At 70.3% G+C, this 12215-nt stretch carries 10 protein-coding genes; 3 read left to right on the forward strand and 7 right to left on the reverse strand.

All coding sequences use genetic code 11. The annotated features are described in order from the left end of the window. Positions 1–676: 676 nt before the first annotated feature. The 3 genes from rpmA to B0I28_RS25630 form a co-directional block, all read right to left on the reverse strand. On the reverse strand, positions 677–946 hold the full coding sequence (gene rpmA, locus B0I28_RS25620) for a 50S ribosomal protein L27 (RefSeq protein WP_106366716.1): 270 nt from the start codon (positions 944–946) through the stop codon (positions 677–679). Positions 947–956: 10 nt separating this feature from the next. Further along, complete coding sequence (gene rplU / locus B0I28_RS25625) at positions 957–1256, reverse strand: 50S ribosomal protein L21 (RefSeq protein ID WP_091052684.1); 300 nt, start codon at positions 1254–1256, stop codon at positions 957–959. 290 nt (positions 1257–1546) lie between these two features. Beyond that, a complete protein-coding gene (locus tag B0I28_RS25630) occupies positions 1547–4105 on the reverse strand; it encodes an Rne/Rng family ribonuclease (protein WP_245889109.1) in 2559 nt (852 codons plus the stop codon). Between the two features lie 523 nt (positions 4106–4628). Between B0I28_RS25630 and B0I28_RS25635 the strand changes: the two genes are divergently transcribed. After that, the gene (locus B0I28_RS25635) at positions 4629–5312 is read left to right on the forward strand and encodes a hypothetical protein (protein WP_106366717.1); all 684 of its coding nucleotides are present in this window, start codon (positions 4629–4631) and stop codon (positions 5310–5312) included. A gap of 74 nt (positions 5313–5386) precedes the next feature. Further along, on the forward strand, positions 5387–6703 hold the full coding sequence (locus tag B0I28_RS25640; RefSeq protein WP_146148242.1) for a hypothetical protein: 1317 nt from the start codon (positions 5387–5389) through the stop codon (positions 6701–6703). Positions 6704–6843: 140 nt separating this feature from the next. Here B0I28_RS25640 and B0I28_RS25645 read toward each other — a convergent pair whose 3' ends face one another. Both B0I28_RS25645 and eccE read right to left on the reverse strand, forming a co-directional pair. Beyond that, positions 6844–8469, reverse strand: coding sequence for a hypothetical protein (locus B0I28_RS25645; RefSeq protein WP_106366719.1), 1626 nt, complete (start codon positions 8467–8469; stop codon positions 6844–6846). Continuing rightward, on the reverse strand, positions 8466–9722 hold the full coding sequence (gene eccE, locus B0I28_RS25650) for a type VII secretion protein EccE (protein WP_181245969.1): 1257 nt from the start codon (positions 9720–9722) through the stop codon (positions 8466–8468). Before eccE ends, B0I28_RS25645 begins: the two co-directional genes overlap by 4 nt. Positions 9723–9863: 141 nt before the next feature. On the opposite strand from eccE, the gene B0I28_RS25655 reads away from it, so the two are divergent. Next, the gene (locus tag B0I28_RS25655; protein ID WP_146148243.1) at positions 9864–11210 is read left to right on the forward strand and encodes a S8 family peptidase; all 1347 of its coding nucleotides are present in this window, start codon (positions 9864–9866) and stop codon (positions 11208–11210) included. Between the two features lie 155 nt (positions 11211–11365). Here the strand turns inward: B0I28_RS25655 and B0I28_RS25660 are convergent, their stop codons facing one another. Then, positions 11366–11650, reverse strand: coding sequence for a WXG100 family type VII secretion target (locus B0I28_RS25660; protein ID WP_106366722.1), 285 nt, complete (start codon positions 11648–11650; stop codon positions 11366–11368). A gap of 46 nt (positions 11651–11696) precedes the next feature. Further along, on the reverse strand, positions 11697–11978 hold the full coding sequence (locus tag B0I28_RS25665; protein ID WP_181245970.1) for a WXG100 family type VII secretion target: 282 nt from the start codon (positions 11976–11978) through the stop codon (positions 11697–11699). Between the last annotated feature and the right edge of the window lie 237 nt (positions 11979–12215).

Consider the following 12215-nt stretch of genomic DNA (forward strand, 5'->3'; position numbering starts at 1 on the left):
ACCAAGCAAGTGTCCCAAGGAAAAGACAGTCAAAAACAGTACCAACCAAGCACACCCCGAAACCCAGTTCCGAAGCGACTCAGCCAGCCCACACGCTGACCATCCAAACACCCTGTTGAGTTCTCAAACAACACGCCAACTGAAGTGATCCACTTTAGGGATTCGGCTTCAGCCGGAGCAACCTCTCAACTCTAACAGTCTCGGATCGCTCTGCAAACTTCAGGTCGATTAACCTGTGTCACACACGATCGAGCCTCTAGTGAGTCTCTGAGATGTCCCGCGATTCAGCTTCCGGACCGCGCCTGACTCTATGAGTCTGTCGCCGGTCTCCGGTGGCTTCCGGACCAGGCCTTCTCGGCTGTTCCGTTCCCCCGCGGGCAAAGACAACAATACACGGGCTTTTGAGCGCACGAAACAGGGGGGTCCCTTTCCGCTCGCGGCCTCGTTGACCTGCGGGGATATGGCTGCACCGCAATCGGAATCGCCGATCCGCGCTCGTGCGGGGGTTCCCGGTCCGAACCTATCGGAGCGGTCCGACATCTTGTTGTCGTCGGCGTTAACGGTTGGATGCGATCTGTGTTCGGCTTCTGCTCTGTATGGCGGGCACGGAAAAAGGGCCGGCCCCGTCTTTCGACGGGGCCGACCCTCTCTGTCTTCGAGCGTTGCCGCTCCGGTCTTAAGCCGCGACCTCGGTGGAGGTCGGGACGATGTTGACCAGCTTGCGTCCGCGCTTCTGCGAGAACAGCACCTCTCCCTCGGCGAGGGCGAAGAGGGTGTCGTCGCCGCCGCGGCCGACGAGCTCGCCCGGGTGGTACTTGGTGCCGCGCTGACGGATGAGGATCTCGCCGGCGCTGACGTGCTGACCGCCGAAGCGCTTGACGCCGAGTCGCTTGGAGTTGGAGTCACGCCCGTTGCGGGAGCTGGATGCGCCCTTCTTGTGTGCCATGGTTCAACCCCTACTTGGTGATGCCGGTGATGCGCACGCGGGTCAGCGGCTGGCGGTGACCCTGGCGCTTGTGGTAGCCGGTCTTGTTCTTGTACTTGTGGATCTTGATCTTCGGGCCCTTGGTGTGCTCGAGAAGTTCACCGCTCACCGTGACGCCGGAGGCGTCGGTGACCACAGTGCCTTCGTCGACGAGCAACACCGCGGGCAGCGTAAGCGTGTCGCCGGACTCGCCCTGAAGCTTCTCGACTTCGAGGACGTCGCCCTCGGCGACCTTGTACTGCTTTCCGCCAGTCTTGACGATTGCGTACATGTCGACGCTGGTCTCCTTGGGTCCTCCCCGATGCGGGGACATGATGTCAGTTCCCCGCAGGGGAACGGTGTCTGTCAATTTCGCGGTGTCACGCACCGTGCCAACTCCGGCTTCGCGAACGTCGCCTGGGCTGGCCCGCCGATCGAGCTCCGCGCTCGTCCCCGCGCGAACGGGGGCGAAAAGCTGAGGGCTCTATAGGCCGCTCACTAGGGTACGTCATGTACCCGCTGGTTCCGGCATCGGTACCAGGCGGACGCCGCGAACGTCACAGTCCGCGGCGCCGCCCGTACCTAAGCCGGTGCCGATTCGGTCCCGGGCTCGCCGCCGTTGTCCGGTTCGGCGTCCGCGGGGACCGCGTCCTCGGAGGAGGCGACGGCGTCGGTCGTCTCGGTCTCGACCACGAGCTCGTCGCCGGACCCGGTGGCCTCGGCGATCGGCTCGGAGGTCGTCTCGTCGACGATCTCGACCTCGACGTCCTCGTGACCGTGGTCGGAGGCGGCCGCGATCTTCGCGGTCGCGTCGGCGACGGACTTGGACTGCGGCTCGGACTTGTCCTGCTTCTTCGACTGCTGCTGTTGCTGCTGCTGGCCGGACTTGGACTTGTCCTTCTTCTTCTTGCCGCTCTGGCCCTGGCCCTGATTCGGCTGGGCCTGGTGCTGGCCGGAGCCGCCCCCGCCATTGCCCTTCTTGCGACCGTTGCCGAGGATCTCGTCGGTGTGGACGATGACCCCGCGGCCCTTGCAGTGGTCGCACGGCTCGGAGAACGCCTCGATGAGGCCCTGGCCGACGCGCTTGCGGGTCATCTGCACCAGGCCGAGCGAGGTCACCTCGGTGACCTGGTGCTTGGTCCGGTCGCGGCCCAGGCACTCGGTCAGGCGGCGCAGCACCAGGTCGCGGTTCGACTCCAGGACCATGTCGATGAAGTCGATCACGATGATGCCGCCGATGTCGCGCAGGCGCAGCTGGCGCACGATCTCCTCGGCCGCCTCCAGGTTGTTCCTGGTGACGGTCTCTTCGAGGTTGCCGCCCTCGCCGGTGAAGCGGCCGGTGTTGACGTCGATCACCGTCATCGCCTCGGTGCGGTCGATGACGAGCGAGCCGCCCGAAGGCAGGTAGACCTTGCGGTCCAGCGCCTTGAGCAGGCCTTCGTCGACGCGCTTCTCGGCGAAGACGTCCTTCGTGCCGGTGTGGCGCTTGAGCCGCGGCAGCAGCTCGGGCGACACCGATTCGAGGTACTTGTGGATCTCGTCGTACGCCTCGTCGCCCTCGACCAGGAGCTCCTTGAAGTCCTCGTTGAAGACGTCGCGGACCACGCGGATCAGCACGTCGGGCTCGGAGTGGAGCACCGCCGGGGCGTTGCTCTTCTTCGCCTTGGACTGGATCTCCTCCCACTCGATCTGGAGGCGGGAGATGTCGCGGGCGAGCTCCTCGGGCCCGGCGCCCTCGGCGGCGGTGCGCACGATGACGCCCGCGCTCTCGGGGACGAGCTTCTTGAGCGCCGCACGAAGGCGGGTGCGCTCGCGGTCGGGCAGCTTGCGGGAGATCCCCGAGGCGTTGCCGCCGGGGACGTAGACCAGGTGGCGGCCCGAGAGCGCGACGTGGCTGGTCAGGCGGGCGCCCTTGTGGCCGACCGGGTCCTTCGTGACCTGGACGAGCACCGAGTCGCCGGGCTTGAGGGCCTGCTCGATCGAGCGGGCCTTCCCGGCGAGGCCGGTCGCGTCCCAGTTCACCTCGCCGGCGTACAGCACGGCGTTGCGGCCGCGGCCGATGTCGACGAACGCGGCCTCCATGCTCGGCAGCACGTTCTGGACCTTGCCGAGGTAGACGTTCCCGACCAGGCCCTGGGCCCCGGACTTGGAGACGTAGTGCTCGGCGAGGATGCCGTCTTCGAGGACGGCGGCCTGGGCGCGGCCGTTGCGCACGCGCACGACCATCTGGCGCTCGACCGCCTCGCGGCGGGCCAGGAACTCGGCCTCGCTGACGACCTGGACGCGGCCGCGGCCGGACTTGCGGCCGTCGCGGCGGCGTTGGCGCTTCGCTTCGAGGCGCGTGGACCCGGAGACGCCGCGCACTTCCTCGTTGGAGGAGGTGCGGCGCTGCGGGGCGCGGACCTTGACGACGACTTCCGCGTCGTCGTCGGCGTCATCGGGACGCGAGGAGCGGTCGGAGTCCTCGGACCCGGCCCTGCGGCGGCGGCGACGCCGACGGCGGGTGACCTCGGGGCCGTCGGCGCCCGATTCCTCGTCGTCCTCGTCGGCCTGCTCGTCCTCGTCCTCGTCGTCGTCTTCGTCGTCGGAGCCCTCGGGCCCGTCGACGCCCTTGCCGCGGCCGCGGCCGCGGCGGCCCCGGCGGCCGCGCCTGCGGCGCCCGGCCTCGGAGTCGTCGTCATCGTCGTAGTCGTCGTCGAAGTCCTCGGCGACCGGCTCGTCGGCCTTCGGCTCGCGCTCTGCGGCCTTGTCCTCGGGGCCCTTGTCGGCGGGCTTGTCGCCGGAGCGCTGCTCGCCGCGGTTGCGCGTGCGCTTGCGCGAGGGCTGCTGCTCCTGCTGGTTCTGGGCGGCCTTCTTGGCCGGGGCCTTCTTCGCCTGGCGGCGGGGCTCGGCGTCCTGGCCGCGGCGCGGCTCGTCGTCCTGCTGGTCGCGGGAGTCGGAGCGGGAGCGCTCGGACCTGGGTTCGGCCGCTTTGGGGGCGGTCTTGGGCGGGGGTGCGAACATCGCGGCGGTCGAAGCGGCGGCGCGGGGCCGCTCGCTGCGCGGCGCCTCCGGCGCCGGGTCGTCGCTCTTGGGTTTTTGAGGAGCCATGAAGGTCACCGCGATCGCGGGCACCTGTTCGCGCGGCTCATTCTCGCGCATACGAATAAATCTCCATTCCAGCCGCCGCCCGGGCGCGTGACGCGGTTTGCGTCCGCTGCCGCACGGGCGCGGCATCAGCAGTGCGGTCCTCCCGACCGGGCGGGGGCCGGCTTCCGGCTCGCGTCGCCCAGCAGGCTCGCGAGCCTTGTTCCGGCGCTGTCCCCTGCCGTTCGGGCCGCTCTGAAAAGCTTCAACTCGCGCTGGGGAAACACCTCTGCCCCCAGCCGAGTCGTCAAGTCCGTCGCCGTCGTGAGGGACGCGGACAGGACATCTGCGGGTCGCACCGTCCGAAAAAATGTGCGGTACGACAAGGTCGAGTATCGCACACTCTGCGTCATTCGCCGAACAGGTGGACAAGCCGGTGCGGTGCCTCTCAGTGCGGCCGGTCACGATCGGGTGAGAAAACACGACTCCTCGTGGTTGGCACGGTTCGCCCGTGGCCCGTGTCCCATGTACTCGATAAGCTGACGGTTGGCGCGGCAGCATAGGCCCCCAGAGTAAGGAAAGAGCCATCGCACTCCAGGTGATCGACTCGGACAGGTCCGAGGAGCCCCGGGCGGACGGGAAACCCTCCACCTACCAGGGGCGCCATCGCGGTGCCGACCTCTTCCGGCAGCTCACCAGCGTCGGATGGGTCCTCGCGGTGGTCGCGGTCCTGCTGCTCGGCGGCGGCACCGTGCTGTTCTGGAGCTCCGGCATCGGCGACGAGGAGCCGCCGGTGGACGCCGACGCGATCGGCGACCTCTGCGAGCGCGCCGTGAACGCCGAGCTGCTGGGCCCGTGGGCCGACACCGAGCAGGCGCGCAACCCCGCGGAGGACGCGGACGAGAAGGTCCGCAAGTTCGACTGCACCTATTCGGCGGAGTACGCCGGGGGCGACGCGTACCGGCTCGTGACGCTGTTCGCGACCGTGCAGGTGTACGAGGACTCGGCGAAGGCGCGGGCCGCGTACGCGGGGGTGCTGGAGTTCGAGGCGTCCGAGGGCCACGCGACGGCGGACGTGCGCGACGTCGGCGAGCAGGCGGCGACCGCGGTGATCGCCGAGGGCGAGGAGACCGAGGTGCGCCTGCACGCGCAGGAGGCGAACACCACGCTGAGCCTGAACGTGTTCGTGACGGGCGCGCCGCCGGAGGGCGGCGATGTGGAGGTGTTGGCGGAGGACCTGTCGTCGGGTCTCCTCGACTCACTCCCCCGGGCGGGGAATTAGGCGGCTCCCTTTAAGCTGACCGTGACTACCGCGGCGTCAAGTCGACACGCCGCAACCATTCGCGGAGGATCATCGTGAGCGCCACACCACCCTTTGGCCCGGCATACGACGAGCAGCCCGACGACGGGCGGCGGTCGGGGTCCGGCCAGTGGCGGCCCCGGGCGGGCCGTCCGCAGGGGTCGGGCGAGCCGTACTCCGCGCAGCAAGGCGACCAGGGCCAGTACCAGGGCGGGCAGCCGTCCCCGGGGCGCGGCCGGCAGGGCGGCTACGGGCAGCAGCAGGGGTGGCCCCAGGCGGGGCGCCCTTCGCCGCAGGCCGGGCGGCCGTCGCCGCAGGCGGGCGCGCCGCGGGCGGGCGGTCCTTCGGCGGGCCGCGGGCCGCAGGCCGGGCAGTACCAGTCCCCGCAGCAGCAGTTCTCGCCGCAGCACGGCGGGTACGAGGCGCAGCCGGGCGGGTATGAGGCGCAACCCGGAGGGTATGAAGCACAGCCGGGCGGCTACGAGTCGCGCCGTTCGGGCGGGCCGGTGACGGGGTCGACGCCGCGCACGGACCCGCGGAGCACGGTGCAGGGCGGCCGGGAGTACCGGCCGCGGCCGGGGGCTCCGGAGGGTTCGCCGCGGCCGCGTCAGGACCAGCCGTTCGAGGAGGCCGCGTTCGGCGACGAGCGGGGCGGGGACGACTGGGGCGGCGGCGGGGAGACCACCGCGATCAAGGGCCTCGGTTCCAAGGAGCCGCGGCGGCGCTCGGACTTCCAGAAGGTCCGCAGTCGCGCGCGCAAGTCGAGCCCGTGGCCGAAGGTCATCGCCGCCGTGGTGGCGCTGGGCCTGGTCGGCGGCGGCGTGTGGTGGTTCATGAACCGCGACTCGGGCGAGGAGCAGGGCGGCGCGGCCGATGCGGGCCTGACCTACGCGGGCTCCGAGGAGCCGTGCTCGCTGGTCGACGCGGCGGCGCTGGAGCCGGCGACGGGCGGCGCCGAGCCGGCGGAGTCGGCGGTGGCCGAGCAGAAGACCGGCAGCTGGCACCAGAAGTGCGACCTGACGTACGGCGAGCCTGACCAGGCGGCGGCGATGCTGACGATCGAGGGGTCCGTGTACGAATCCGACGCCATGGCAAGCGTCAACTTCGATCTGGGCACCGGCGACATGAGCGAGATGCCCGAGCTGTGGACGATCGTGGACCCGGCCCCGTCGGTCGGCGACGAGGCCGCGGCGATCTCACGCGTGGTGACCGACGGGACGTCGAACTACCAGCTCCACGTCCAGGACGACAACGCCTACCTGGTGGTGCGGCTCGCGGTGTCGAAGGACGCCGGGGTCGACGAGGCGGCGCTGACTGACATGACGACGCAGCTCGCCGAGGCGTACTTGGCGAACTGGCGCGACGCCAGCTGACGTGAATCGCATTTCATAACAAAACGGACCCAAAAGGGACCCCTGGTTCGAAAGTACCGCAAGGGTCCGACAAGCCAAGAGGGCCGATCCCGCGGAACGGGATCGGCCCTCTCACTCGTTCGGGTGAAAGCGCTGCGGCGCTAGTAGGTCCGCATCGGGGCGCCGAACATCTGCGACTCTATGGAGGTCGGCGCGCACCACAGGTAACGCTCCTTCTGGCCCTTGCGGAGCATCGCGATCATGTCGTCGTGCAGCATCTGGAGCCACTGAAGCACCTCCTGGTTGACCCGGATCGCCGAGCGCGCGATCTGGGCCTCCTCGGCGGTGAGCCGCTGGAGGACCGTCATGTGGGCCTCGCCGGTGAGGGCGTCCGCGAAGTTCGTCAGGCGCGGGAGCACCGTGAGCTGCGTGCGCCACGGGCCGAGGACCGGCTTGGTCTGGGAGCCGCGCTCGCCGACGTCGTAGACGTACAGGGCCGGGGAGTGCTGGCTCGCCTCGACGGTGACCGGCTGGTCGCCGTGCAGGACCGCGAGGCGGTCGTTGCGGCCGGTCGCGGTCTCCCCCAGGCCGTTCCACTCCTGCGGGCGGGTCGTGCACACCGCGACGCGGGTGCCGATCGCCAAGGCGCGGAAGACGAGCAGGCGGGCGAGGTACACGCCGCCGATGAGGTTGATGCGGGTCTCCTCGGGCCGGAAGAACGGCGCGACGACCGGGACCTGCTCGGCGTCGCGGCCGATCACGAGCCCGGCGGGCGGGCTCGCCGACGTCATGAGCTCCAGGGCCCGGGCGGTCGGGATCTGCGGCGCGGACTTGACCGGTTCGATCGGCTTGCCCGCGTCGCGGGCGGTCTCGACCGCGCGGTCGGTGATCGGCAGGCCGTAGACGGTGCCCTCGGTGGGGCCCGCCGAGACCTGCGAGACGCCGAACAGGCCCGCGGAGGTCGGCATGGAGCTGACCGGGCCGCCGGTGATCGGGGCGCCCGCGCCCGAGTAGGGCACGCCGGAGTACGGCTGGGCGCTCGCGGGCTGCGCCGAGTACGGCTGGCCGGAAACCGGGCCGCCGGAGATCGGGCTGCCGGACACGGGCTGGCCGGAGACCGGCTGGGCCGAGACCGGGGCCGCGGACACCGGTGCGGCCGCGGGCGGCTGCGACGGGCGCTGCTGCTGGGACGTCGGCAGCTGGTACTGCGGCTGGGACGTCGGCGGTGCGGCCGGCTGGGCCGGGCGCTGCGGCTGCGAGGCCGGTGCTGGCGGCGGGCCGGCGGGACGCTGCGGCTGCTGGTACTGCGGCGGCGAGGACTGCTGCTGCGGCTGTCGGCCCTGCGGGGGCTGCGGCGGGCGCATCTCCGGGGGCCGCGGCGTCTGGTACTGCGGCTGCTGGGGCTGCTGCTGCGGCGACTGGGGCGGGCGCGCGGCAGCGGCGGGCGGCTGCGGGGGCTGGGCGCCGCCGCGGGCGCTCGGCGGCGCCTGCGGGGGCTGCTGTCCTTGGCGCGCACCGTAAACCGCGCCCTGCTGACCGGTCTGCCCGGGCTGGCCGTAGACGGCGCCGCCCTGGGGCGGGCGGGCCGCGGGCTGCTGGGGCGACTGCGGGGAGCCCGCCTGCTGCTGGCCGGGGCGGGGCACGTTGAGGGTGCCGCCCTGGTCGTCGTCGACGGGGCGCTGCTCGTCCTCGTCGCCGGAGTGGCGGCCGCCGGGGCGCTGGTTCCCGCTCTGGTACGAGCCCCCCTGGTAGGTGCCGCCGCCGTAGACGTTGCCGCGGTCGCTCATCGGGGTCCTCCTCCGGTCGGGGCGGATGCGTAGGCGGCGGGGCCGTGCTCGCCGTCGAGGCGCTGCAACCGCACGCCGAGCTGGTCGGCGACGTTGAGCAGCTGGTTCTGCGCGGACTCCCACGAGGCCTGGTCGAGCGCGAGGCGCACGATCCCGTCCACGGCGAGCTGGCGCCCGGTGATGCGGCCGTCCGGGTTGACCTTGCCGTTCGCGCCCGCGGTGACCACGGTCGACACGGTCACGAACGCGGCGGGGACGCCGGAGAGGGCGTCGGTCGTGCGGTGCAGCGACACGGCGTCGGTGGGCCACTTGACGACCCGGTAGGCGACGTGGCGCAGGCCGTCCGCGTACCAGTGGTTCCACTCCTCCGCGGTGCGCTCGCCCGGGACCGGCGCGAACGCGACGCCGAGCGACTGCTGGACCGCTTCGCGCACGCCCTCGGCGTCGAGGATCCGGTTGGGGACGCCGACGTTGCCGAGGAGCTTGCTGACGCGCTGCGCGGTCGAGGCCAGCGCCTTGTAGACGCCGTCGACCTCGCCGCCGCGCTCGGCGGTGGCCTCGCGGGCGTCGCGCGCGCCGAGGCGCACGGCGAGCCAGGCCTTGTGGTGGACGACGGCGGGGTAGTCGCCGAGGAGTTCGCGGTAGGAGCGGGAGGCGGGGCTGTTGTCGTAGGCGGCGAGGCCGACGGGGGTGGTGTGGCCGACGAGCTGCACGGCGGTGACGGGGACGGAGGTCTCGTCGAAGAGCCGTTCGAGGCGTTCGAGCGGGACGGCCTTGGTGCCCTCGTCGGTGGTGCCGATCTCGATGACGGTGAACCATCCGCCGTTGTCGTGGCCGATGCCGACGTTCTCGTCGCGGTCCTCGACGCCGGTGATGCCCAGGTCGGGGGCGATCCGGTGGAGGACCTCGGTGAGCTGCTGCGGGTCGAGGGCGCGGATGCGCCGGCGCATGCGGGACTTGAGCGGCCAGGTCTGGTACCACCAGTAGTCGCCCTTGCGCCAGAACACGACGACCAGCACGATGAGCGCGACGGCGCCTCCGGCGGCCAGCGCGATCATCCCCAGCGCCAGGCTCGCGAGCGCGATCGTGAGCGCGAGCTCGACCGCGATGAGCTGGGCGACGGTGAGCGGGCCGAGCCGTCCCGAGGAGCGGGTCGTGAACACGACCGACTCGCCGGCGACCGGGCCGCCTTGCTGCTGGGCCTGCACGGACGCGGTACCGCGTGCTTGCTGCTGCCCCTGAAGCATCGTCATTGGCGACGTCTCCATCATGAAGGTGAGTGGTCGTACCTATCGTAAGCGGACGAGACCACCTCTTGGTCCCCCGCCCTTGCGGTGTTTCGGCCCGGTATACGGCGGACCGGCCCTTTGGCGCTGCGGCGTTAGACTGTGCGGGTGCGAATCCTCCCGCGTATACCTCTCTATTCCGCGGCGGTCGCGATGGCGACGGCCGGGTCGATCCTGCTGACGGGCGCCCCTGCGCTCGCGGAGCCTCCTGTGGCGTCGGGGGACGACATCTCCCCGTGCGAGACGGGCGAGGGCAATTCACAGGCGCTGACGGCGCGGGACTGGGCGGGCGACTTCATCGGGCTCGATGAGGCGCACCGGTTCAACAAGGGCAAGACCGCCGAGGGCGACCCGGTGACGATCGCGGTGATCGACTCCGGTGTCTCGGCGGATCGCGAGGACTTGTTCGGGACCCGGATCAAGTCGGGTTGGGACGCTTGGGATCCCGACAGCGACGGGTCGTGCGATGCGTACTTCCACGGTACGGCGGTCGCGGGGATCGCCGCGGGGGCGCCCCAGGGCGAGCAGTTCGTGGGCGTGGCGCCGGATGCGGACATCCTGCCGCTGCGGGCGTTCAAGGGCGACGAGGGGGCGGACGAGAGTTCGTCGGACCTGGTCGCGGAGCTGATCGACTACGCGGTCGAGCAGGGCGCGGACGTCATCAACGTGTCGATCGCGCTGCCTGACACCGAGGCCCTGAAGACGGCGGTGGCGAACGCGGTCGCGGCCAACGTGGTGATCGTCGCCGCGACGGGGAACGAGAACCTGTACATGGACGACCCCGCGGTAGTGGAGGACCCGGAGAAGGCGAAGTTCTATCCGGCGAACTACCCCGAGGTGATCGCGGTGGGGGCGCACAACCAGGACGGGAACTTCTACCTCCAGACGAATTACGGCGAGAACCTCGACCTGATCGCGCCGGGCCAGAACGTGGTCGTGCCGCTGCCCGGCGGCGGCTGGCTCGTCCAGGAGGGCACCAGTTTCGCGACGCCGTACGTGGCGGGCGCGGCGGCGCTGCTGAAGGCGGAGTTCGGCGACGAGGCGTCGCCCGCGTGGATCGAGCACCGGTTGACGACGACCGCACTCCACCCGCCGAACGACTTCAACATCTACCAGGGCTACGGCGTGCTGAACGTGGGCAAGGCCGTGTCGACGCCGCTGGCCCAGGGCGAGGACGTGACGGCGACGTCGTTCGCGGACGACCCGGCTGACGATGGCTCGTCGGCGGAACCTGAGGCCGAGCCGTCCTCGATCGGGGCGATCGACGTGGACTACGACCCGCTGGCGTTCGAGAAGGCGGTGGCCTGGTCGAGTGTCGGCGGCGCGATCGTGCTCATCACGCTGGTGCTGGTCCTGCGGACGATCATCCCCAAGGGCCGCAAGCGCGGCTGGCGTCCGGGCTCGCGGAAGCCGGAGAAGACGGTGCCGTCGAAGGAGCTCGAAGGCGCCGCTTAGCGGGTCTTCTCATAGATCTTGGGAACGGGGTGCCGGCTCGGCCGGCGCCCCGTTCTTCTGTGCGCGGAGTGTTGCCCGGGGACACGCGAAGACCCAGGCGATCGAGGATCTGCCTGGGTCTTCGTTCAGCTTGATACCGCTGGAGAAGCGTGGTCCTACCGGAAGCGGGCCGCGTTCGCGGCCTCGGTGTCGGCGTAGCGCTGACGAGCGTTGTCGACAGCGTTGCCGACGGCCTCCAGGATCTCGTTCAGCTTGGCCATCGACTGCTCCCACTCCTCGCGCTGGGCCATGTAGGCCTCGCGGTCGGCACCGTCCCACTCAAGGGCGTCGAGCTTGGCGCCAAGGTCGGCGAGAGAGTCGTTGATGGACTGCGAGTCGTTGATGATCCTGGAGTAGGACTCCTCCATGGTCGCGTAATCAAGCGAAATCGCTCCGGCCATGTCAAGTCACCTCTTTCCTTAAGTCTGTTGGGGGGCTAACGGCCTGTTAGAGCAGGCCACCGAAGTCGCTGGCGCTCTCGCTGTCCTGGTCGTCCGTGGCGACGGCGCTGGCGTCCAGCATGTTCGCGATGTTCTCGAGCGCGTCGAGCAGATCCTGGGCTTCCTTGTCCCAGTCCGCCATCACGGCCTGGAACGCCGTGGCGCCGGAACCCGTCCACGCGGACGCGAGCATGTCGCACAGCGACTTGAGACCGGAAAGGGTCCCGTCGACATCCTGACGCGTGTTCAGCGTGTCGATCGCGGCCTGCTGAACTGTCTCAGTTGTCATTGCGACCATCGAAAACACCTCCTGATCGTTGAACCGGGGGCTGCGGCACGGAGGCCGTCAGGGGTATCCCAGTGAGTTTTTTCATCGATTCCGCAGTCACCATAACCCGTCCGTGCAAACTCACCGGGCTGGCGGTGCGCTTCCGAGTTTACTAGTAGTGACCGAGCCCGTGTATCCCCACTTAGTGCCACGTCGGGCGTACGGGGCAACCCGGGCGGACCCTCGGGTAGTCGGGTC

The organism is Glycomyces artemisiae (assembly GCF_003002955.1).
Lineage (GTDB): Bacteria > Actinomycetota > Actinomycetes > Mycobacteriales > Micromonosporaceae > Glycomyces > Glycomyces artemisiae.

Bases quoted from the DNA above. Each gene is read 5' to 3' on its own strand.
- rpmA (WP_106366716.1), bottom strand. From the start codon at position 946: ATGGCACACAAGAAGGGCGCATCCAGCTCCCGCAACGGGCGTGACTCC.
- rplU (WP_091052684.1), bottom strand. From the start codon at position 1,256: ATGTACGCAATCGTCAAGACTGGCGGAAAGCAGTACAAGGTCGCCGAG.
- B0I28_RS25630 (WP_245889109.1), bottom strand. From the start codon at position 4,105: ATGCGCGAGAATGAGCCGCGCGAACAGGTGCCCGCGATCGCGGTGACC.
- B0I28_RS25645 (WP_106366719.1), bottom strand. From the start codon at position 8,469: ATGAGCGACCGCGGCAACGTCTACGGCGGCGGCACCTACCAGGGGGGC.
- eccE (WP_181245969.1), bottom strand. From the start codon at position 9,722: ATGACGATGCTTCAGGGGCAGCAGCAAGCACGCGGTACCGCGTCCGTG.
- B0I28_RS25660 (WP_106366722.1), bottom strand. From the start codon at position 11,650: ATGGCCGGAGCGATTTCGCTTGATTACGCGACCATGGAGGAGTCCTAC.
- B0I28_RS25665 (WP_181245970.1), bottom strand. From the start codon at position 11,978: ATGACAACTGAGACAGTTCAGCAGGCCGCGATCGACACGCTGAACACG.